Origin of the sequence: Herbidospora cretacea (genome assembly GCF_001570605.1) — a bacterium.
Lineage (GTDB): Bacteria > Actinomycetota > Actinomycetes > Streptosporangiales > Streptosporangiaceae > Herbidospora > Herbidospora cretacea.
Map to the genome: position 1 here is coordinate 135935 of NZ_BBXG01000001.1, position 21997 is coordinate 157931.

Sequence of the window (21997 nt, forward strand, 5' to 3'; positions counted from 1 at the left end):
GTGCGCATATCTACGGATGCCACATCTTCTCCAGCGGATGCTTGTGGACGTGCCGGTAGACCGCCCGCTGCGCCCACCGCCCGGTCGTGACCAGCCCGATCGTCATCACCAGCAGCCCGCACAGCACGATGATCGACCAGCTGATCCGGTAGGCGGCGGTGAACCCGGGCCCCGGCGCCAGCACGGTGGTGTGCATGGCGATGACGCTCCCGATGACCGCCACCCCGAGCGTCACCCCCGTCTGCCGCATCGTCGACACGATGCTGGCGGCCACCCCCGCCTGCGCGTTGGGCATCCCCGACACGGCGGTCGTGGTGATCGCGGCGTTCATCCAGCCGAGCCCGAACCCCATGAGGGCGTAGCAGACGTACATGCGGAGCCCGAGCGGAAGCTCGGCCGGGACGGCGGCCAGCAACCCCGCGCAGACGCTCCCGGCACTGCCGATCGCCAAGGACGGCCGGGGCCCGTAGCGGCCGACCACCCGCCCGGAGATCGGCCCGAACAGCGCCTGCATCGCCGGCATCGGCAGGATGGAGAGCCCCGCCTCCAACGGCGAGAACCCCAGCACGGCCTGCAGGTACAGGGTGTTCACGATCAGGAACCCGCCCTGGGCGGTGTACATGAGCAGCGCGATCGCGGTGGCCCCCGAGAACGGCGGCGACCGGAAGAACCTCACGTCGATCAGCGGCTCCTGCTTCCGCAGCTCGACCACGACGAGGACGCAGAGACAGACCACCGAGGCGACCAGCGACAACACGGTCTGCGGCGCCCCCCAGCCGGCGTTCGGCGCCTCGATGATGCCGAACGTCAGCAGGAACACCGCCGCGATGACGAGGATCTGCCCGGCCGGGTCGAACTTCCTCGGCTGCGGCGCCCGCGACTCCGGAACGTGCAGTTTCGCGAGCACGAACGCCGCGATCCCGATGGGAATGTTGACCCAGAACACCGCCCGCCAGTCGACGAACTCGACCAGCGCACCCCCGATGAGCGGCCCCGCCGCGACGCTGACCCCCACCATCCCGCCCCAGACCCCGATGGCCCTGGCCCTCTCCCGCGGTTCGGTGAACGTGTTGGTGATGATCGACATGGCGACCGGGTTCAGCATGCTGCCCCCCACGGCCTGGATCGCCCGGAACACGGTCAGGGCCTCAAGACTGGGAGCGAGGCTGCACAGCAGCGACCCGAAGGTGAAGACCACGAGCCCCGTCTGGAACACCTTGCGCCGCCCGATCCGGTCGGCGGTCGAGGCCGACAGCATCAGGAACGAGGCGAGGGTGAGCGTGTAGGCGTCGAGGGTCCACTGCGCACCGGAGATGCTCGCGCCGAAGTCCCGCTTGATCGAGGGCAGGGCGACGTTGAGGATGCTGCTGTCCATGCCGACGATGAACACGCTCACACAGCAGATGGCCAGCACGACGCCGGGCCGGGAACATGTGGCCACCCGCCATGCCTACCCTGCTTGAGCTGGGCCGATGTGATGGCGCGCGCACACTTTGTCATTGGGTGATGACGATCTGTGAAGTCAGGCCAATCCGGAAGGTGAGCGGCCCCGAAGACCCGGCGTGAGATTCGACGGGGACTCGGCACGCGGTCTGCTCGCCGCGGCGGTGGCGCTGGGCGTGGGCGAACTGGCCGCCCTGGTGGTCCGGCCCTCGGCCTCGCCGCTGGTCGCGGTCGGCGGAGCGGTCGTCGACACCGCCCCGGCGGCCCTGAAGGACTTCGCCATCCGGACGTTCGGCGTGCACGACAAGGCCGTCCTGCTCGGCTGCGTGGTCGTGGTGGTCGCCGTGGTCGCCGTCTTCGTCGGCCGGGCATCCGCGCGGTGGCCCCTGATCGCCGTCGCCTCCATCGGATGCGCCTCGACGGCCGCCGCGACAGTGGCGGCCGGTCGCCCTGCGGCGGGCCCGCTGGACGTGGTTCCCTCAGTCGTCTCCGGTCTGGCCGGAGCGGCCGCGCTCTTGACGGCCCTGGCGTGCCGAGGCGGGCGCGCGCGGCAGAGGGTCTTTCCGCCGGGCTTGTTGCCGGAGGTGCTGACCCGTTCCGCACCTGAAGCGCGGCGTTCGGCGGGGCGGCGGATTTTCCTCGCGGGGTCGCTGGGGTTGCTCGTGGTCGCTGCCGTCGGGGGAGTGGCAGGTCGTCTGGCCGGGTCCGGGCGTGCGGTGGCGGCGACGTTCCGCCTGCCCCGGCCGGCGTCGCCGGCGAAGCCGTTGCCCCAAGGTGCCGACCTGCGGATTCCTGGGCTCGCCCCCTTCACCACGCCGAACCACGACTTCTACCGGGTCGACACCGCCTTGGTCGTGCCGAGGATCGACCCCCGCGAATGGACGCTGCGGATCACCGGCATGGTCGACCGCCCCATGGAGATCACCCTCGAAGACCTGCTCGCCCGCCCACTCGTCGAACGTGACATCACCCTGACCTGTGTCTCCAACGAGGTGGGCGGCCCCTACGCGGGCCACGCGCGATGGCTGGGCGCACCCCTGCTGAACCTGCTCCGGGAAGCGGGCGTGCGACGGGGCGCCGACCAGCTCCTCAGCGTCTCCGCCGACGGCTTCACCTGCGGCACCCCACTCGCTGCCGTCATGGACGGCCGCGACGCACTCCTGGCCGTGGCGATGAACGGCGAGGTCCTCCCCGCCGAACACGGCTTCCCGGCCCGCATGGTCGTCCCCGGCCTGTACGGCTACGCCTCCGCCACCAAATGGGTCGTCGACCTGAGACTCACCACGTTCGCCGCCGAACAGGCCTACTGGGTCCGCCGGGGCTGGGCGGCCGACGGACCGGTCAAGACGATGTCGCGCATCGACGTGCCCGCCCCGCTGGCCAGGGTGCCGGCCGGGCCCGTCCAGGTCGCCGGTGTGGCGTGGGCGCAACGACGGGGCGTCGCCGCCGTCGAGGTCCGCGCCGACGACGGCCCCTGGTCGCCCGCCCGCCTGGCCGACGTGCCCGGCATCGACACCTGGCGTCAGTGGGTGTGGACGTGGCAGGCCACGCCCGGCACCCACCGCCTGGAGGTCCGCGCCACCGACGGCACGGGCCGAACCCAGCAGACGGTCCGTGTGCCGCCCTTCCCGGACGGCGCCACCGGCGATCACTCAATCGTGGTCACGGTCCCGTGACCCGTACCGGAAAGAGGATCCGATGAAGAAGACGTTCCAGCTCGCCCTGGCCACCGCAGCCATCGCCGCGACGTCGGCCTGCGGAGCCGGAACCGCCGGCACGGCCGCCGAGAGCCCGGCGAACGTGCCTGCCTCACCCCCCGCGTTGGCCCCGGCCGCCGCCCAGCCGGTCGCGGCCCCCTTCGGCCCGGCCTGCTCGGCGGTGCCCACCGACGGCGAGGGCAGCTTCACGGGGATGGCCGACGACCCGGTCGCCACGGCGGCCTCCAACAACCCGGTCCTCTCGACGCTCGTGACCGCGGTGAAGAAGGCCGGCCTGGTCGACACCCTCAACAGCGCCAAGGACATCACCGTGTTCGCGCCCACCGACGACGCGTTCGCCGCCATCCCGAAGGACCAGCTCGACAAGGTCCTGGCCGACAAGGAGACGCTGACCAAGATCCTCACGTATCACGTGGTGCAGGGCCGCCTGGCGCCCCCGGCCCTCCCCGGCGCCACGCCCGCCACCCTTCAGGGCGGCACCCTCGCCGTGACGGGAACGGGTGAGGACCTCTCGGTCAACGAGGCGAAGGTGGTGTGCGGGGGCGTCCAGACCGGCAACGCGACCGTCTACATCATCGACAAGGTCCTCATGCCGATGTAGTCCTGCGAGTAGCGGCTCTGTGGTCGGCCGGGCCGGTCCGTGTGTGGCAGGCTCAGGCTCGTGCCGACCACAGAGATGTCGATGCGGTGAACCATTTCGTGGTCGTGGCGCCGCTGATCCTGATCGTTGCCGTGGTCGTCTCCACGGTGGTCTTCTTCGCGGTACGCCGCCGCTTCGCGGACTTCCTGCTGACCGGCGCCGCGGTGACCTTCGTCCTGGTCACCCAGGTGATGCCCTACGGGGGCGAGACCGGCCACCACCTGAACCTGGAGCCGCTGAGGCACCTGAGGGTGGCGCTCGAACACGGCGTCGTCAGCGCACCCCCGCTGACCCAGGTGCTCCTGAACATCCTGCTGACCGTCCCGATCGGCGTTCTGCTGCCGATCGTGTTCCCCGAACGCTTCGGCCGGCTTCGCGTGGTCTTCGCGGCCGGTCTGGTGGTGTCCGTGATGACGGAAGGCGTGCAGTACCTCACCGGACGGCAGGCGGACCTCGACGATGTTCTGGCCAACACGGCAGGGGCTGTCCTGGGCGCGGCGCTCGTCCTCCTCGTTCGCCGGCGGAGCGTCCGGTCGGCGGCTCTTTCTGTCGTGGTGGTGGTCGCGCCGATGGCGGCGGTGTACGTGATCGACACCCCTGGCTCGGTGCACTACTGGAGCATCCGGGCGTCCGCGGTGCGGGTCCCGGAGGGGATCTCGTCGCGTGGGTCGACGGCTGTGCTCTACCGCCACTCGGACGCGGAATCCCAGGAGCAGACCATGGCCCGTTTACGCGCCCATCTTGAGGAGCCGCTGAACTGCGAGGACCAGAGCGGAGACCTGGTCTGCTCGGACGGACGGCTGACACGGCTCGCGGTGCACCGCTGGAACACCTGGAGCTACCTGACCGACCCCGGCTCCACCGCCGGTCCGGCGGTGGCCATGATCGAGCGGACGGCCGAGGACCGGGCGGCGCGCCACCTGGCCGTCATGGGCGTCGACATCGGGACGCTCACCTTCGTCGAGGCACGGGCCGACCCCGTCTCCGATCGGATGACGGTCACCTTCGAGAGCTCCGTGGAACAGCTCTGGGGCCGGGTGCACGTCACCCTCGACGGCGACGGGGACCTGGCCGCCGTTCAGGACGGCCGGATCCCCATGAGGGTCGTCGAGCGGGTGGAGACGAGGTCGCCGAGGTCGGCCATCGACATCGCCCAGGACCTCGGCGACGGTCCCGCCAGCGGTGTGGCGGTGGTGCGCTCGGTCGAGATCGACCACGAGTTCGACGAGGAGAGCGGTTATCTGATTCCGGTGTGGCGGATCAGGGGCATCCTGACGACGGCCGATGGCCGGAGGGTGGACTGGGCGCCGGCCATCGACGCCCGGTCGTGAAGCGGGCGTCCGTCAGAAACGCGGGTCGTTGCCCCGGCCCGTGTCGACCTTGAGCTTCAGCGCGCGCGCCACGTCCCCCCACGACACGTACGAGAAGTTGGTCGCGTCGCGCTTCTCGTTCACGTTCCGTCCCGTGTCGGGCTCGTCGTGGGTCACCAGGAGGCCCTTCGTGTACTTCCCGACGGGCCGGTTCGTCACCGTCAGGCCGTCGGAGCCGTTGACGTCGTCCACGCCCTTGACGCCCTTGATCCGGAACGTCCCCAGCGCCTTGTTCGCGCCCTGCCGGTCGTACACCGCGAACGTGTCGTCGCCCTGGCTGGACACGATCACATACCCTGACGAGCCGCCCGCGTAGTAGACGTCGACGCCCTCCGCGTCAGCGGTCAACTGGTCGCCGCCGAAGCCGGTGGCCTTGGGGTCGACCGGCTCGCACTCCTCGGTCTCCTCGTCGTAGGTGTCCTCGACGCCGAAGTCCTTCACCTTGTCGACCAGGGTCGGCTTCGACGAGCCCAGCGGCAGCGGGAGACGCCACAGGCCGACGTCCTCCTGGGCGGCGTACAGGACACCGGAGCGCTGGTCGACGGCCAGGCCCTCGAAGTGGGGGAGGACGCCGGGCTCCTCGCACGGCTTCCACGTCGTCCCGTCCGGGAGGGGGAAGGTCGCCGGCATGGTCTGCCGGCGGATGTCGGTGTAGCCCAGGCGGCCGTTCTTCTCGACGATCCGGGCGGTGGCGAGGGTGGTCGCGCCCTCCTGGGTGACGACGGCGTAGGACACGCCGGGCCTGGGCTGCCAGACGGCCAGGCCGTAGGCGGTGTGCTCCTCGTCGACCGCGTCGCGGTCCTTGCTGAACAGGAACCTCTGGTCGGGGGCGGTCACCTCGCGGAGCGGCTTGGGCGCCGCCGAGCCCGCCGGATCGATGGCGAAGAAGCGGATCTGGTCGTTGTAGCGGTCGGAGACGACGGCCACGTCGACCTCGCGGCCTCCCAGGCGCACGCCGTAGGCGATGTCGACGTTGTTGTAGCGTCCCTCCGCGCCGTCGCGGCGGGGGGCCTTGGTGGCCTTCAGCGACTGGAGTTCGCGGGAGCGCAGGTCGTAGACGCGCAGGCCGCCCTCCTTGGCCGTCACGATGACGACGGACTTGCGGGAGTCGCGGGGGTGGACCCAGATCGCCGGGTCGTCGCCGGAGGCGTTCCCTCCACGCTGGTCGTCGTAGAGGACGGGGGTCTCGTTGTCGGTCGTCACGACCTTGGGGCCCTCGGCCTGGGCGGGGGCGGCGGAGAGCAGGACGGTGGCGAGGACGCCTACCGCCAGCGCGGCTCTGGGGGTGCGTGTCACGGGGGTGAGGGTGCCCGATCAATCTGACCAGCGGGTTAACGCTGTGGTGCCGACAGGAGCCGGAGCATCTCCTTGATCTGGGCCTCGCGCGACTCCTCGATGTGTCCGGCCAGGTCCTTCGTGGCGGTGTCCCGGCCCGTCTTCATCTCGGTGCGGGCCATGTCGACGGCGTTGTGCTGGTGGCCGGTGAGGAGGTTCAGGAAGTTCGTGTCGAACTGGTCGGCCGGGACGTCGTTCAGCGACAGGATGTCGGAGGCGCGGGTCTCGTGCAGGCCGCCGTGGGCGTCGTGGGAGCCGGGGGGCGCGTCCATCGGCTGGTCCCAGCCGGTCAGGCGGGTCGTCATGGTCTTCGCCTCGTCCGACTGGGTGGCGCGGATCGCCGACGCCAGCGCCTTCACCTCGGGGCGGGCCGACCGGGCCTCCGCGATCTTCGCCATCTCGATGCCCTGCTCGTGGTGCGGGATCATCATCTGCAGGAACATCACGTCGGCCGCGTTGAACGCCGGCGGGGGCGGCGCGGAACAGCCCGCCACTAGGGCGAGGACGATTGCCAGACGCTTCATGGCTCCCTCATTGTTGGTCGGAGCCGGCACGGCGCGCGGACTGCGCCGTGCCGGCGGTCTTCAGACGGCTACACGCGCGACCACAGCGCGGGCACGTTCGGCGGCTCCCAGCCGGCGAGCGAGGTGTGCGCCTGGAGGCAGCGGTAGGTGGCGCCGCCGTAGGTCACGGTGGAGCCGGTGGCGTAGTAGGTGCCGGTGCGCCACGTGCCGCCCGCCGGGGGCGGGGTGACGGTGGGCGTCGGCGACGGCGGACGGGGGGTCACGGTCGGCGTCGGGGTCGGCTGCGGGTTGCCGCCGCCACCGCCGATCTGGAGGTCGACGCAGCTGTAGAAGGCCATCGGGGTGTCGGCGATGTTCCAGACGGCCAGCAGGCGCTGACGTCCGGAGAAGCCGCCGAGGTTCACGTTGTGGGAGACCGTGGCGCCCGGCTGGCGTCCGCCGTCGTTGAAGACGGCGACCCGGGTGTTGCCGATGAAGTACTCCCACGTGCTGGTCGAGTGGCGGGCGGTCAGGACCCAGTTGAACGTCACATTCTGACCGACCGACGTGGCCGGCCACGGCTTGCTCTCATCGCTGAGCTGCGCGAACTGGGAGAGACCGCCGTGACAGTTCTTCTGGCCCTTGGCGCCCTCGACCGACTGGGGCTCGTAGACGATCGGGCCGCAGTTGGCCACCCGGCCCTGGGCGCAGTTCGCCTGCCGGCTGGGCGGCGAGGAGATGTAGCCGTGCGCGCTGGCGGGGGCGGTGAGGACGACCAACGTCGATGCCACGGCGGCCAGCGCCGTGCCGATCGACAAGATCGTTTTTCTCATGTGAAGCTCTCCTTCCTGGGGGGCTTCCTGGCAATGTAAAAGAAAGTTTCTTAAGAGTAAATGGCGTATGGGGCCTCCTGTCAGGGCCTTGGTCAACAGCGTCAGGTAGTTGTCGGTACACCCAGATACGGTGCTCCCGACGGCCGCGTTCAAGGAGGATTCCGATGGTCGACGTCGACGACGTGCGCCGGGTCGCGCTGCCCCTGCCCCGCACCACCGAGCACCTCATCCGCGACCGGGTCAAGTTCCGGGTGGGGCGCATCGTCTACGTCGCGTTCTCCCGCGACGAGACCACGATGGGGTTCGGCTACCCGAAGGAGGAGCGGGCGGCCCTGGTCGCGGCCCAGCCCGAGACGTTCTTCCTGCCGGGGCCGGTCGACATGCGCTACCAATGGGTGGAGTGCCGCCTCGACCGCCTCGACCCCGCGCAGATGGAGGAGCTGGTGGTGGACGCCTGGCGCATGTGCGTCCCGAAGAAGGTCGTCCGCGAGCACCTGGGAGAACTCTCATGACCGTCCCGACCGGCACGATCGGCTTCGGCGCGATGCGCCTCGCCGACGCGGACATCTGGCACGGCCCGGCCGACCGCCCGGCGGCGATCCGGCTGCTCAGAACGGTGGCCGACCTCGGCGTGCCGCTCATCGACACCGCCGACGTGTACGCCCTGGGCGACAACGAGACCCTCATCGCCGAGGCGCTGCACCCCTATCCCGACGGGCTGATGATCGCGTCCAAGGCCGGGGAGACCCGGCCGTCGCCGGGCGAATGGGTGCCCGTGGGGAATCCCGCCTACCTGAAGCAGCAGGCCGAGCTCAGCCTGCGGCGGCTGCGCGCCGACCACATCCCGCTGTTCTACCTCCACCGCGTCGATCCCCTGGTGGCGCTGGAAGACCAGCTCGGCGCGCTCGTCGAGTTGCGTGACGCGGGCAAGATCGGGGCCATCGGGCTCTCCGAGGTGAGCGTCGAACAGCTCGACGCCGCGCTGCGCGTCACCGGGATCGCGGCGGTGCAGAACGCGTACAACCTGGGGGACCGCACCCATGAGCCGGTGCTCGACCGGACCGCCGAGCTGGGCATCGCCTTCGTGCCCTTCTACCCGATCGCGGCGGCCCACCCCGTGGTCGACGGGATCGCCGCCGAGCTCGGCGCGACGAGGGCGCAGGTGTCGCTGGCCTGGCTGCTGCGCCGCGCGCCGAACATCCTGCCCATCCCCGGCACGACCTCAGAGGTCCATCTCAAGGAGAACCTGGCCGCGACCGGCCTGACGCTGACGGGCGACCAGTTCGACCGGCTTCAGTCCGTGGCCGGCGGATAGAGCGCGATCGCGGCGGTCAGCACGAACTCGATGAGCCGGTCGGCGTACGCCGGAGCCTGGATCCGCATCTCCTCGCGGAGCTCCTCCGGCGTCGCCATCACGTGCTGGAGGACCGCCCCGAGCAGCGTGTCGAGGATGAGCGTGGGGGAGGCGTCGGGGCCCAACTCGCCCCGGGCGCTCGCCCGCCGGATGATCGCCCGCGCCTCCAGCACCCGCGACCGGCGGATCACCCCGGTCACCGGGGAGAACAGCTCCGGATAGGCCCGGGCCTCGACGATCAGCCGCAGCCCGGCCAGGCCGTAGGGCCCCAGATAGTGCGACAGCATCGCGCCGGTCAGTTCCCGCAGGTCCTGCCGGAGCGTGCCGGTGTCGATGTCGAACGACGGCACGACCAGGGCCGACTCGATGGCGTCGGCGATCAGCCGCTCGCGGGTGGGCCAGCGCCGGTAGAGCGCGGCCTTGCCGATGCCCGCCCGGCGGGCGACCGCGTCGAGCGTGAACTTCGCCCAGCCCAGTTCGGCGTACAGGGCCAGTGCGGCTCTGAGGGCCTTCCGGTCGACCTCGGCGTCCCGCGGACGGCCGGGTCCCGGAACGGGCATACCGGGGTCGCTGCTCACAAGGTCAGCAGGCTAGCTCCGGGGCGTCCGGCCGAAGCGGCTTCGCGGGCGGCCGTCGCCGAGGGGTCCGGGCGGTGAGATGAACGGCGTTTCAGTCAATTTGACGATTCCGCTGGTCACGAGTGACGTCAGGCGGTGGGAGCGGGTTGCGCCCCATAGTTGCGGGAAGTAGTTGAATCATCACGCTATGGGGGATTCCGTGAAGCTGACCAGAAGGCGGTTCGGCCAGATCGCGCTGGGCACGGGGGTGGCCGTCACCGGTCTCCACGTCCTGGGCCCCCTCGGCGGCGCGACCTGCTCCAGCCGGCGGTCGACGTCACCCTCCGGACCCTCCGGCGCGAGGTCCCGGGCGTCCCGCCCGATCCGCCCGGCGGCCAAACCGGTCCTGGAGCGCTACCTGCGGGGAGAGGTGGTCGCGCCCGAGGAGCAGGAGCGGGGCCGGCTGGACACGACGGTGGCGCAGCCGGGCATGGTCACCCGGATCGTGCTGCGCTTCGACCTGCCCACCGGCAGCGCGCTTCCCGCGACGTACATCCAGCACTGCCACATGCTGGAGCACGAGGACAACGAGATGATGCGCCCCTGGCAGGTGGTCTCCTGACGCCCTGTTGGTACGTTCGGACCGATGCATGATCCACGTACTCCCGTCCTCGTCGGGGCCGGCCAGTTCTCCGAGCGCATCGGCGACGCCGCCTACCGCGCAATGTCCCCGGTGGGCCTCGCCGTCGCCGCTGCCCTCCAGGCCGTCGAGGGCGTCGACCCGCGCGCGATCGACACCGTCGCCGCGGTGCGCCAGTTCGAGATCTCCACCCCCTACTCCGTCGCGCCGCTGGGGAGGTCGGACAACTTCCCCCGCTCGGTCGCCACCCGTATCGGCGCGAACCCCAGGCGGGCGATCCTCGACGTCACCGGCGGGCAGTCGCCGCAGCGTCTGGTCACCGAACTGGCCGCGTCGATCGCGGCGGGGGAGTCGCAGGTCGCCCTGGTGGTCGGGGCGGAGGCCATCTCCACCATCGCGCATCTGGTGAAAAATCCGGATAGGCCGGACTTCACGGAGAGCGTCCAGGGGAGTCTCGAAGACCGAGGCCACGGGCTCGACGGACTGATCGACCTCGAACTCGCCCGGCACGGCCTGACCAGCGCTGCCGCCCAATATGCCCTGTTCGAGAACGCCCGCCGCGCCCGCCTCGGGCAGACCCGCGACGACTACGCCCACGGCATGGGCGCCCTCTTCGCGCCCTTCACCAAGGTGGCGGCCCGCAATCCGCACGCCGCCGCCCCCACCGAGCGGACCGCCGGGGAGCTCGTCACGGTCTCGCCCCGGAACCGCGTGATCGCCGACCCCTACACCCGCTACGTCGTCGCCAGGGAGAAGGTCAACCAGGCGGCGGCGGTCCTGCTCATGTCGCAGGAGAAGGCGCGCGAACTCGGCGTTCCCGAAGACACGTGGGTGCACCTCCACGGCCACGCCGACGTCCGTGAGCAGGACATCCTCGCCCGGCCCGACCTCAGCCGCAGCCCCGCCGCGATCCTGGCCGTCACCGACGCGCTCGCCCAGGCGGGCGTCACCCCCGGCGACGTCGCCGCCGCCGACCTCTACAGCTGCTTCCCGATCGCCGTCTCCAACATCACCGACGCCGTGCCGCTGACCTGCCCCCTCACGCTGACCGGCGGGCTGCCGTTCTTCGGCGGGCCGGGCAACGACTATTCGCTCCACGCCATCGCCGAGGCCATGGCCTTCTGCCGGAGCCGTCCCGGCGACCTGGCTCTGGTCGGCGCCAACGGCGGCCTGCTGACCAAATACTCCGTCGGCCTGTACGCCACCACCCCCGCCCCCTGGCGCGAACAGTCGGACCTCCAGAGCCAGGTCGACGCCTGGCCCCGGGTCGAGACCGCCACGGAGGCCGACGGCCCGGCCACGATCGAGACGTACACGATCAGATTCAGCCGGGACGGCCGCCGGACCGGCATCGTGCTCGCCCGCCTCGACGAGGGCCGCCGGTTCGCCGCCACGGCCGACCCCGACCTGCTGACCACCGGCGAACCCGTCGGCCGCCGGGTCGAGGCCCGGTCGTCGGCCACCGGCAACAGGGTGACGGCGGGCTGACCCCGGGATCGGGACCCCGGCGTCCAGGGCCGATCAGACGCTCAGCCGCCGGGCCAGGCCCGTGTTGCGCGCCACCCCGAGCTGCCGGACCGCCTGCTCCAGCGCCTCACGGTGGCCCACCAGCACGACCCACGAACGGGCCCGGGTGACGAGGGTGTAGAGCAGGCGGCGGCGCAGCATGACGCCGCCCGACTCGGCCACCAGGGGCGCGACCACGAACGGGTATTCGCTGCCCTGGGCGCGGTGGACGCTGATCGCGTAGGCGTGGGTGAGGTCGTCGAGCTCGTCGAGGCCGTATTCGACCTCGCGGCCGTCGTCGACCCGGAACGCCGCCGTGCGGCCGGGCAGGTCGAGGGCCGTGATCGTGCCGGTCTCGCCGTTGAAGACGCCCTTGTCGTAGTTGTTGCGCACCGGCATGACCCGGTCGCCGACCCGGAACACCTCGGGGCCCGACCAGAACTCGGCCACGCCCTCGCGCGCGGGATTGCGCCGCTCCTGGAGCAGCCGCCCGATCTCGACCGTCCCGGTCACCCCGCGCCGCATCGGGCAGAGCACCTGCACCTGGTCGGGCGGCACGCCCTGCTTGCGCGGGATCCCCTCGGTCGCCAGCTCGACCACCCGGTCGGCGACCAGCTCGGGGTCGCCCGCCTCCTCGAACCAGAACCCGCCCCGCCCCGGCAGCTCGGGCAGGTCGCCGCCCCTGATGAGATGGGCCGCCCGGACGATCCCGCTGCCCTCGGACTGCCGGAACACCTTCGTGAGCCGCACGCGGGGGACGTCGGGCACCTTCAGCACGTCGCCCAGCACGTTGCCCGGCCCGATCGAGGGGAGCTGGTCGGTGTCGCCCACCAGCAGCAGGTGGCTGCCGTCGGGGATCGCGGCGGTCAGCCGGACCGCCAGGTGGAGATCGAGCATCGACGCCTCGTCGACCACGACCAGGTCGGCCCTGGCCGGGGCCTCCGCGAACAGGGTGGTGCCGTCGTCGTCGGGCGCCATCAGCAGGCGGTGGACGGTCATCGCCGGCAGCCCGGTCAGCTCCGACAGGCGTTTGGCTGCCTTCCCGGTCGGCGCGGCCAGCGTGACGGTGCCGCCCATCGCCCGGACGGCGCGGGCGATCGACCGCACGGTGTGGCTCTTGCCGCAGCCGGGGCCGCCCGTGAGCACGGTCACCGGGCAGGTCAGCGCCAGGGTCACCGCCGCCCGCTGGTCGTCGTGGAGCGAGGCGTCCTCGTCGTAGTGGCGCATCGGCATCGTCGAGCGGGCCGACATCAGGCGCTGGAGGTGACCGGCCAGCGCGACCTCGCGGCTGTGCAGCTCCTTCTCGTAGACGACGACCCTGCCGGGCTGCTCCCCGGCCTCGACCACCACGCGGCGCTCGGCGGTCAGGGCGTCGACCATCGAGCGGACCAGCTCGGGGTCCTGGTCGATGAGCTCGGCCGTCTGGGCCAGCACGGCGGGCATCGCCAGATAGCAGTGGCCGCCGCGCGCGGCGGCGGATTCGAGCCGGTCGAGGATCGCGGCCTTGACCCGCTGCGGGCTGCGTTCGGGCACGCCGGATCTGAGGGCGATGCGGTCGGCCACGCCGAACCCGATGCCGCGCACCCGGCCGATGAGCCGGTAGGGATCGGTGGTGACGACCTCTTCGGCGTCGCTCCCGAACGCCTGGTAGATCTTGGCCGCCAGCAGCGGGGAGACGCCGAAGCCCTGCAACGTGACCATGAGGGCGGCGACCGCCTTCTGGTCGAGCCAGGCCTCGACGATCTGGGCCCGCCGCTGCGGGCCGATGTTGGTCACCTCGGTCAGCCGGTCGGGCTCGGCGTCGATCACGGTCAGGGTGTCCGCGCCGAAGTGCCCGACGATGGCCGCCGCCAGGCGGGGGCCGATGCCCCGGATCAGCCCCGACCCCAGGTAGGCCTGGATGGCCGGGATCGTCGCCGGGGTCACCCGCTCGCACGCCTCCACCGCGAACCTGCGGCCGTGGCGGGGATGTTCCGACCAGCCGCCGGTGAGCCTGAGGGTCTCGCCGGGCTGGATCCCCGCCAGCGCGCGACCGGCGGCGACGAAACCGCCGCCGCCGTCGCTCATCCGCGCGACCGTGTATTCGTCGTCGCGGACGAACACCAGCCGCTCGACCGTCGCCTCCACGGGCGCAACTCTAGGAGCCCCGGGCGACAGTTCTCGCTACACGGGCACGATGTCGAACTGCTCCCAGCCGCCGATGGCCGCCCGGTTGGCGATCAGCGCGGCGGCGCCGCTGTTCTCGGCGCAGACGTACTGGTTGTTGGCCTGCGCGCGGAGGCTGACCGAGCCGTTGGAGTTCTGCACCAGCGTGAACGTCTCCCACGGGCCGACCGCGGCGCGGTTGGCGATCAGCGGCGCGGCGCCCGCGTCGTCGGCGCAGACGTACTGGTTGTTCGAGCGGGCCCGCAGCGCGATCTGGCCGCCCGACAGGGTGACGCGCTCGAACTGCTGGGCGGTGCCGGCCGTCGTCGCGTTCGCGATGAGGGCCTGTCCGGCGGCGGCCGTGACGAACCTGCTGTTCACCCGGGCCCGCAGCGCGACGAACGCGGTGGTCTGCGCGAGCGTCGTCGCCGACACCTGGTTCGACGGGCCGGAGGTGTTCCCGGCCGCGTCGCGGGCGGCGACGGTGAAGGTGTAGGCCGTGTTGGGCGTCAGCCCGGTCACCGTGAAGGTCGTCGCCGCCGTCGTGCCGGCCGCCGTGCCGCCCCGGTTGACCTGGTAGGACGCCACGCCGACGTTGTCGGTCGAGGCGGCCCACGACAGGGTGACGGAGGTCGCCGTCCGGTCGGTCACCACCAGGTTGGCCGGGACCGACGGGGCCTGGCCGTCGCCTGAGGAGACCACCGGCGGGGTCGGCCGGGTCGCGGTCAGCGGGATCTGCCCCTTGAGCATCCGCCCGCCGTCGCCGGTGAGCCGCAGGTAGTAGTCGGAGGAGCAGAAGGTGCCGTCCTCGTCGAGCGCGAGGATGCCCGAACCGGCCGGGACCCACGCCGAGGTCTCGGCGGTCTTCGCGATCTGGTTGCCCTCGTTGTACTCGTCGAACATCGAGATGTAGAGGCCGTGGGAGCCCGCGCGGATGGTGTTGTAGAACATCCGCCACATGAAGTCGCCGTGGGAACGGGCCCGCGACTGGAGGTCGCCCGGCATGACGCAGGGCTGGTAGTCGATGCCGCGCGCGTTGCACTCGGCGACGTCGGGCACCGTCAGGTTGGTGTAGAAGCTGTCGAGGCCCGAGATCGAGCCGGTGCGGCCGACCATCCACGGCGAGATCATGTTGAACGCGCGGTAGACGTCGCCGAACCCGGCGCGCGAGTCGTTGATCCCCTGCCGCCAGTAGGTCGGCACGCCGCCGATGACGTAACAGCCCTGGGCCTTGAACCAGTTGACGACGTCGAGGCACTGAGCCGGGGTGAACGGCCGCCCGGGGTCGTTGAACCCGAAGCCCCAGATGCAGACGACGGGCTTGCCGTTCTGCTTGGCGTACATCGGGCTCTGGGTGTACGCCGACATCTTGGTCGTCCAGTCGGTCTTGATCTCCGACTGGAAGTTCGTCCAGCTCGTGACGTCGTACATGATGTAGAACTTGCGGCCGTAGGCCTCGGCGGCCTGCCGCACCTTCACCGTGATCGCGTCGCGGATCGGGCCCTCGCCGCTGAACGGGTTGAAGCGCTGGAGGGCGGCGGTGTCGCAGTTGTAGTCGCGCATCCACTTGAAGTGGGTGTCGATCGTCTGCTGGTCCCACGACGAGAACAGGTTGGCAGTCTGGCCGTTGTTCAGGTTCGGGTAGGCGGTGGGGTAGGTCCGCGTGTAGTCGCGGACGTCCGGCCACGACACGATGGTGTTGTTCGTGGGCGAGGGCGGCTGGCTATTGTTCGCACCACTCCAGTGCCACCACAGGTCGATGGGGGACCCGTCGCCACGGCAGGCGAACCAGCCCTGATATCCGACGGTGACCTTCCCCACCACGTCACCGGGCGGGCTCGCCGCGTGTGCCGGGCTGGAGAGCGCGGACAGCACACCGGTCGAGGACACCGCGGCGAGGGCGGAGCCGGTCATGGCGGAGGTCATGAACCCCCGGCGGGAGACGGCCACGTGGAACTCCTTCGGTCTGGCGGAGAGGAAAGCTCGTCGCGGTGTTATCGCCGCGTAACATCGGACGGCTCGGCGTCATCTTGACAGCGGTCGACACACGAACGCAACATTCGGCGCTCTGCTGGAAACTTCTCGATCGATGATCGACAAGACGGCGCAGGTCAGAGTGTCGGCATGGACCGCTCCAGCTTGGCAAGATCTGTCAAGATCCCTTCGACTTACTCGAAAAGATCGGATCTCTGGTCATCCACTTGAACGGCGGTTGAGTACTCGCTATCGTTTGAGTACGGGAACAGAGGAGGAGTAATGGAACTGTCCGCCAGTTCGGCGTTCGACGAGATCCGCCGCGTCGAGGAAGAGGTGCGCAAGGCGCGCCGCCACTTCGGCACCACCCTGCTGATCACCGGCCTCGCGGCCGCCCCCTTTTGGTGGACGCAGTTACTCGCGCCCGACTGGGTCCGCAACGCCGGCTACGTGGTCTGGATCGTGGGCGGCATCGTGCTGTACGCCGTCCCGCGCGGGGACCGCCACCGCGGCCAGGTCTCGGCGGCCTGGTACACGCGCGGCTGGGTGGCGCTCGCGTTCCTCGTCTTCCTGCTGCCCCCGGCTGTCGGCCTCGGCCTCAAGCTCGGCGGGGTCGACGGCCTCGACTGGCTGGTCGCGCTGCTGTGCCTGGTCTCCGGCGCGCCCGCGATCTACGCCGGGTGGCGTTTCCGGAGCGGGCGATGAGCGCCAAGCCGCCGGAGGGTCACACCCACCCGCGCTTCGACCTCGACGACGTCATCCACGCCCCCGTGCGCCTGTCGATCATGGCCGCCCTCGCGGCGGCCGACGAGGCCGACTTCCGTTTCCTCAAGGAGACGATCGAGGTCAGCGACTCGCTGCTGTCCAAGCACCTGCTGGCCCTGGAGGAGGCCGGCTACGTCAACGCGACCAAGGGCTACGAGGGCAAACGCCCCCGCACCTGGCTGTCCCTGACCGACCAGGGCCGCGCGGCGTTCACCAATTACATGGACGTGCTGCGCAGAATCATCGGAAACCCGTAACAGGACCCGGGGCACCCCTATCCACGATTCCGGCGGCTGTGATCGCCGACGGCCCCGCGGTTAGCCTGAGCACCGTGAACGATGCTGTCGTGGTAAGGGATCTCGTCAAGAGATATAACAACAACGCGCCCGCCGCCGTCGACGGACTGAGTTTCTCCGTCGCGCAAGGCGAGGTATTCGGTCTCCTCGGGCCGAACGGCGCCGGCAAGTCGACCACCATCGGGGTGCTGACGACGCGTGTCCTGCCCACGTCAGGCCAGGTCACGATCGATGGGGTCGACGTAGTGGGCAATTCCACGGGCGCCAAGCGCGTTCTCGGAGTCGTCCCCCAGAGAGTGAATCTCGACCGGGCTCTCAACGTCCGGCAGAATCTCCTTTTTCATGCCGCATATCACGGTGTGCCGCGTGCGGAAAGGAATCGGCGGGCCGATTCCATTCTTGAGGGAATGGGCCTCGCCGACCGGGCGAAAGCCAGAATCGATTTCCTTTCCGGCGGCCAGGTGCAGCGTGTGATGATTTCCCGCGCGCTCATGCACAGCCCCCGGGTGCTGTTCCTCGACGAACCCTCGACCGGGCTCGACCCGCAGTCGCGCCTGTTCGTCCACGAGCGGGTCGCGGCCCTCCGCGACGAGGGCGTCACCGTCGTCGTGACCACCCACGACATGGACGAGGCCGAGAAGCTCTGCGACCGGATCGGCGTCATCGACCACGGCAAGCTGATCACCTGCGACCTGCCCGAGAACCTCGCCCGCGACATCCAGGGCGCCACCACCGTCACCTTCACGGTCGGCGGCGACACCGAGGGCCTGCCCGGGGCGCTGGCCGCGCTGCCCGGCGTCGAACGGACCGAGGACCTCGGCGAGGGCCGGGTGCGCCTGTTCACCGACCTGACCAGCGGCGAGATCCTGCCGGTCGCGCTCCGGCTGCTGGCCGAGCGGGACCACGAGGTCCGCGACGTGGCCGTCGCCCGCCTCAGCCTGGAGGACGTCTTCATCCACATCACCGGACGGGAAGTCAGATGACCGCCACGCTGTCGGCGCCCGAGAGCGTCGAGGAGACCCCGCTGCCGCCCGCCCCCGAGGTGAGAAGCAGCCCGCTGCGCACCTTCGGCTCGGTGCTCTGGCGCGACCTGTTCGTCATGGCCCGCGAGCCGTTCGACTTCCTCGCGCAGTCGATCGTGCAGCCGTTCTTCATGCTGTTCATCTTCGGCATGGTGCTCGCCGAGGTCGGCTTCACCGGCGACAACTTCGCCGCGATCCTGCTGCCCGGCATCATCGCGCTGAACGCCCTGCTCGGCGGCGTCTACGCGACCTCGCTGCCGCTGGTCTTCGACCTGGCGATCACGCGGGAGATCGAGGACCGCCTGATGGCGCCGCTGCCCATCTGGGCGGTCGCCCTGGAGAAGATCCTGTTCGGCGGCCTGCGCGGCACGCTGGCCGCCCTGGTCATGGTGCCGTTCGGCTTCCTGCTGTTCCCCGGCGTCTCGTGGCCGGTCGAGGGTCTCGCGCCCGCCTTCGGGGTGCTGTTCGCCGGGGCCGTCGCCGGCGCCGCGATCGGGCTGGCCATCGGCACGTCGGTCGCCCCCAAGCGGATCGAGATCATGTTCGCGGTGCTGCTCACGCCCATCGCGTTCACCGGCTCGACCCAGTACCCGTGGCACTCGATCGCCGACCTCGAATGGTTCCAGTGGGTGTCGGCGGCCAACCCCCTCACGTACGTCAGCGAGGGCATGCGGGCCGTCCTGGTGCCCGACGTGACCTCGATCGCGCTGTGGATCGACCTCAGCGTGCTCGGCGGCTGCTGCCTGCTGTTCGCCGTCATCGGCGTCGTGGGCTTCCTGCGCCGCGCGCGCGACTAGCCCCCTCCGAGGAGCGAGATGACGTACCAGCCCGTCGCCGTGGTGGGGCTGGCCTGCCGGTTACCGCAGGCGCCCAGCCCGGAGGCCTTCTGGCAGTTGCTCCGCGACGGCCGCGACGCCGTCACCGAGGTCCCGCCCGGACGATGGGACGACACCGTCCCCGCTCCCCGGGCCGGGGCCTTCCTCGACGACGTCGCCGGATTCGACGCGGCCTTCTTCGGGATCTCCCCCCGGGAAGCCGCCGCCATGGACCCCCAGCAGCGCCTCATGCTCGAACTGAGCTGGGAGGCGCTGGAGGACGCGGGCATCCCGGCCGCGCGCGGCCACAGGACCGGCGTCTTCTACGGCGCCATCTGGGACGACTACGCGACCCTCGGCCGCCAGCGGGACGTCTCCCTCATCGGCCGGCACACCCTCGGCGGCACCCAGCGGTCGGCCATCGCCAATCGGGTGTCCTACTTCCTGGGGGCCTCCGGGCCCAGCATGGTCGTCGACTCGGGGCAGTCGTCGTCGCTGGTCGCGGTGCACCTGGCCGCCGAGAGCCTGCGCCGGGGCGAGTGCGCGGTCGCGCTCGCGGGCGGCGTGAGCCTCAACCTGTCGCCCGACAGCGCGCTGGCCTGCCAGGAGTTCGGCGGGCTCTCGCCCGACGGGCGCAGCTACGTCTTCGACGCCCGCGCCAACGGCTACGCGCGCGGCGAGGGCGGCGGGGTCGTCGTGCTGAAACTCCTCGACGACGCCGTCGCCGACGGGGACGACGTCTACAGCGTGCTGCTCGGCAGCGCGGTCAACAACGGCCAGGGCGGCGGGCTGACCGTGCCGTCGGCCGCCGCCCAGGAGGAACTGGTCCGGCTCGCGTGCGAGCGGGCCGGGGTGCCCTTCGGCTCCGTCCAGTACGTCGAACTCCACGGCACCGGCACCCCCGTCGGCGACCCGATCGAAGCGGCCGCCCTGAGCGCGGCCCGGGGCGCGGACGCGCCGCCCCTGGTCGTGGGCTCGGTCAAGACCAACATCGGCCACCTGGAGGGCGGCGCCGGCATCGCCGGACTGCTCAAGACGGTGCTGGCCATCCGCCACCGCGAACTGCCCGGCACGCTCAACCACGAGACGCGCAATCCCGCCGTCCCGGCGGACATCGTCGTCCAGACCTCGACCGGGGCGTGGCCGTCGCCGGGGGAGCGGCTGGTCGCGGGCGTCAGCTCGTTCGGCATGGGCGGCACCAACTGCCACGTGGTCGTCGCCGAACCCGCCCGGGTACCTGATCGTGTTCCCGAGCCCGGCCCCGACCGTGTCGCCGGTGAGCCGCCGTGCCACGCGGGGCCGGTCGCCTGGGCGCTGTCCGGCCACACCCCCGCCGCGCTCCGCGCGCAGGCCGCACGGTTGCGGCAGGCCGCCGAAGGCGCGGCTCCGGCCGACGTCGCCCACACGCTGCTGACCGGACGGGCCGCCTTCGAGCACCGCGCGGTCGTCCTGGGGGAGGGCGCCGAACTCCTCGACGGGCTCGACGCCCTCGCCGCCGGGCTGCCCGCCCCGAACCTCGTGCAGGGGACGGCCCGGCCCGCGCCCGGGATCGTCATGGTCTTCCCCGGGCAGGGGTCGCAGTGGCCGGGGATGGCCGCCGACCTGCTCGCCACCTCGCCCGTGTTCGCCGCGCGGATGGCCGAGTGCGCCGCCGCGCTGCGCCCCCACGTCGGCTGGGACCTCCTCGACGTCCTGCGGACCGGGCGCGACCTCGACGCCGACGACCTGGTGCAGCCCGTCCTGTGGGCGGTGATGGTCTCGCTGGCCGAACTGTGGCGGTCCCACGGGGTGGAACCGGCCGTCGTGGTCGGCCACTCCCAGGGGGAGGTCGCCGCCGCCGTCGTCGCCGGGGCGATCGAGCTCGCCGACGCCGCGCGGCTGGTCGTGTCACGGGTGACGGCGCTGCGCGCCATCCGGGGGCGGGGCGCGATGCTGGCGCTCGGCATGTCGGCCCAGGACGTCGCGCCGTACCTGTCCGAGCGGGTCGAGCTCGCGGTCGACAACGGGCCCGAGTCCGTCGTCGTCTCCGGGGATCTGGAGCCGCTCGCCGAGATCGAGGCCGCCGCCGTGGCGCTCGGCGTCCGCAGCCGGGTGCTGCCCGTCGGCTACGCCTCCCACTGCCACCAGGTCGAGGACGTGCGCGACGCGCTCCTCACCGAACTCGGCTTCATCTCCCCGGTCCCCGCCCGGGTGCCGTTCTTCTCCACGGTCACCGTCGACTGGGCGCAGACCGGCGGGCTCGACGCCTTCTACTGGTACACCAACCTGCGCGAGACGGTCCGCTTCCGGGAAGCCGTGACCGCGCTCACCAACTCGGGCTACGGGCCGTTCATCGAGGTCAGCCCCCACCCGATCCTGTCGCAGCCGCTGTCGACGCTGCGCCGGGACGAGGGCGCGCGGCGCTTCCTCACCTCCCTCGCCGAGGCCCACGTCGCCGGGGTGCCGGTCGACTTCGGCATCGCCGGACGCCGCATCGCCCTGCCCACCTACGCCTTCCAGCGCAGGGACTTCTGGCTGGAGGGCGCGGCCCGAGAGCGGCTCGCCGCCGACTCCGTCGAGTCCGCCGACGGTCCCGCGGAGGCCGGGTCGGCCACCTCGTACGAGGAGGTGCTCGCCCTGGTGAAGGGGCACGCGGCGGCCGTGCTGGGACACGGGACGGCCGGCGACGTCGACGGCGCGCACACCTTCAAGACGCTCGGCTTCGACTCCCTCGGCGCGGTCGAACTGCGCAACCGCCTCGCCGCCGCGACCGGGCTGAGCGTCGACGGCGGCATGATCTTCAACTTCCCCACCCCCGAGGCGCTGGCCCGGCACCTGTACGACCGGCTCGCCCCGGCCTGCGGATCCGAGGGCGGCCCCGCCGACGCCCTTGAACTGCTGGGCGACCTCGACCGGCTGAAGGCCACACTCGGCCGGCTCGACGCCGACGGGCCCGACCGCGACCGGATCACCGCCCGTCTCGCCGATCTGCTCGCCGCGTGGCAGGGACCCGGCGCCGACCTCGGCTCCTTCTCCGACGACGAACTCTTCGACGTCATCGACAACGAACTCGGCATCGCCTGATCGCGTCCAGGAGACACC

Annotated in this window: 19 protein-coding genes and 1 pseudogene; 13 read left to right on the forward strand and 7 right to left on the reverse strand. The window is 71.3% G+C overall.

What is annotated here, in order from left to right; genetic code table 11:
* Positions 1 to 10: 10 nt before the first annotated feature.
* The gene (locus tag AW270_RS00570) at positions 11 to 1441 is read right to left on the reverse strand and encodes an MFS transporter (RefSeq protein ID WP_245674509.1); all 1431 of its coding nucleotides are present in this window, start codon (positions 1439 to 1441) and stop codon (positions 11 to 13) included.
* A 121-nt stretch (positions 1442 to 1562) separates the two neighbouring features.
* Here AW270_RS00570 and AW270_RS00575 point away from each other — a divergent pair, with 121 nt between their 5' ends.
* The 3 genes from AW270_RS00575 (at position 1563) to AW270_RS00585 (ending at position 5132) form a co-directional block, all read left to right on the forward strand.
* Positions 1563 to 3119, forward strand: coding sequence for a molybdopterin-dependent oxidoreductase (locus tag AW270_RS00575; protein ID WP_218009042.1), 1557 nt, complete (start codon positions 1563 to 1565; stop codon positions 3117 to 3119).
* 22 nt (positions 3120 to 3141) lie between these two features.
* Complete coding sequence (locus AW270_RS00580; RefSeq protein ID WP_061289023.1) at positions 3142 to 3762, forward strand: fasciclin domain-containing protein; 621 nt, start codon at positions 3142 to 3144, stop codon at positions 3760 to 3762.
* A gap of 86 nt (positions 3763 to 3848) precedes the next feature.
* Complete coding sequence (locus AW270_RS00585; RefSeq protein ID WP_061289030.1) at positions 3849 to 5132, forward strand: VanZ family protein; 1284 nt, start codon at positions 3849 to 3851, stop codon at positions 5130 to 5132.
* A 12-nt stretch (positions 5133 to 5144) separates the two neighbouring features.
* Here the strand turns inward: AW270_RS00585 and AW270_RS00590 are convergent, their stop codons facing one another.
* The 3 genes from AW270_RS00590 to AW270_RS00600 all read right to left on the reverse strand — a co-directional run bounded on the left by AW270_RS00590 (position 5145) and on the right by AW270_RS00600 (position 7842).
* Positions 5145 to 6467 (reverse strand): phytase, encoded by a 1323-nt coding sequence (locus AW270_RS00590; RefSeq protein WP_061289037.1) that lies wholly within the window; start codon positions 6465 to 6467, stop codon positions 5145 to 5147.
* A 35-nt stretch (positions 6468 to 6502) separates the two neighbouring features.
* Positions 6503 to 7030 (reverse strand): DUF305 domain-containing protein, encoded by a 528-nt coding sequence (locus AW270_RS00595; protein ID WP_063819042.1) that lies wholly within the window; start codon positions 7028 to 7030, stop codon positions 6503 to 6505.
* 68 nt (positions 7031 to 7098) lie between these two features.
* Positions 7099 to 7842: a lytic polysaccharide monooxygenase gene (locus tag AW270_RS00600; protein WP_061289045.1), complete on the reverse strand. Its 744-nt coding sequence runs from the start codon at positions 7840 to 7842 to the stop codon at positions 7099 to 7101.
* Positions 7843 to 8006: 164 nt separating this feature from the next.
* On the opposite strand from AW270_RS00600, the gene AW270_RS00605 reads away from it, so the two are divergent.
* Positions 8007 to 8354 (forward strand): MmcQ/YjbR family DNA-binding protein, encoded by a 348-nt coding sequence (locus tag AW270_RS00605; protein WP_061289048.1) that lies wholly within the window; start codon positions 8007 to 8009, stop codon positions 8352 to 8354.
* On the forward strand, positions 8351 to 9157 hold the full coding sequence (locus tag AW270_RS00610; protein WP_061289052.1) for an aldo/keto reductase: 807 nt from the start codon (positions 8351 to 8353) through the stop codon (positions 9155 to 9157). The genes AW270_RS00605 and AW270_RS00610 overlap by 4 nt, the downstream gene beginning before the upstream one ends.
* Here the strand turns inward: AW270_RS00610 and AW270_RS00615 are convergent.
* Complete coding sequence (locus AW270_RS00615; protein WP_061289055.1) at positions 9136 to 9756, reverse strand: TetR/AcrR family transcriptional regulator; 621 nt, start codon at positions 9754 to 9756, stop codon at positions 9136 to 9138. The genes AW270_RS00610 and AW270_RS00615 overlap by 22 nt on opposite strands.
* Positions 9757 to 9961: 205 nt before the next feature.
* Here AW270_RS00615 and AW270_RS00620 point away from each other — a divergent pair, with 205 nt between their 5' ends.
* Together AW270_RS00620 and AW270_RS00625 are read left to right on the forward strand one after the other, a co-directional pair.
* The gene (locus tag AW270_RS00620) at positions 9962 to 10375 is read left to right on the forward strand and encodes a multicopper oxidase domain-containing protein (protein ID WP_061289057.1); all 414 of its coding nucleotides are present in this window, start codon (positions 9962 to 9964) and stop codon (positions 10373 to 10375) included.
* A gap of 24 nt (positions 10376 to 10399) precedes the next feature.
* Positions 10400 to 11881, forward strand: coding sequence for a TLP1 C-terminal extension domain-containing protein (locus AW270_RS00625; RefSeq protein WP_061289060.1), 1482 nt, complete (start codon positions 10400 to 10402; stop codon positions 11879 to 11881).
* Positions 11882 to 11914: 33 nt separating this feature from the next.
* On the opposite strand, the gene recD2 is transcribed toward AW270_RS00625, so the two are convergent.
* Positions 11915 to 14026 (reverse strand): SF1B family DNA helicase RecD2, encoded by a 2112-nt coding sequence (recD2, locus tag AW270_RS00630; protein ID WP_061289061.1) that lies wholly within the window; start codon positions 14024 to 14026, stop codon positions 11915 to 11917.
* Between the two features lie 36 nt (positions 14027 to 14062).
* A complete protein-coding gene (locus tag AW270_RS40875; protein ID WP_061289064.1) occupies positions 14063 to 15994 on the reverse strand; it encodes a fibronectin type III domain-containing protein in 1932 nt (643 codons plus the stop codon).
* A gap of 306 nt (positions 15995 to 16300) precedes the next feature.
* Here AW270_RS40875 and AW270_RS00640 point away from each other — a divergent pair, with 306 nt between their 5' ends.
* From AW270_RS00640 to AW270_RS00660, 6 genes and pseudogenes are all read left to right on the forward strand, one after another.
* Positions 16301 to 16723 carry a hypothetical protein gene (locus AW270_RS00640; protein ID WP_061289068.1) on the forward strand — a complete coding sequence of 141 codons (423 nt, stop codon included), beginning with the start codon at positions 16301 to 16303 and terminating at the stop codon, positions 16721 to 16723.
* Positions 16720 to 17040, forward strand: coding sequence for a winged helix-turn-helix domain-containing protein (locus AW270_RS00645; RefSeq protein ID WP_061289070.1), 321 nt, complete (start codon positions 16720 to 16722; stop codon positions 17038 to 17040). Before AW270_RS00640 ends, AW270_RS00645 begins: the two co-directional genes overlap by 4 nt.
* A gap of 89 nt (positions 17041 to 17129) precedes the next feature.
* Positions 17130 to 17549: pseudogene (locus AW270_RS42020) on the forward strand (ATP-binding cassette domain-containing protein); the annotation flags it as partial.
* A gap of 21 nt (positions 17550 to 17570) precedes the next feature.
* Positions 17571 to 18062 carry a DrrA family ABC transporter ATP-binding protein gene (locus AW270_RS40885; RefSeq protein ID WP_245674511.1) on the forward strand — a complete coding sequence of 164 codons (492 nt, stop codon included), beginning with the start codon at positions 17571 to 17573 and terminating at the stop codon, positions 18060 to 18062.
* Entirely contained in the window at positions 18059 to 18898 is an 840-nt protein-coding gene (locus AW270_RS00655) for an ABC transporter permease (protein WP_082801197.1), read from the forward strand. Before AW270_RS40885 ends, AW270_RS00655 begins: the two co-directional genes overlap by 4 nt.
* Before the next feature lie 18 nt (positions 18899 to 18916).
* Entirely contained in the window at positions 18917 to 21979 is a 3063-nt protein-coding gene (locus AW270_RS00660; protein ID WP_061289073.1) for a type I polyketide synthase, read from the forward strand.
* Positions 21980 to 21997 lie beyond the last annotated feature (18 nt).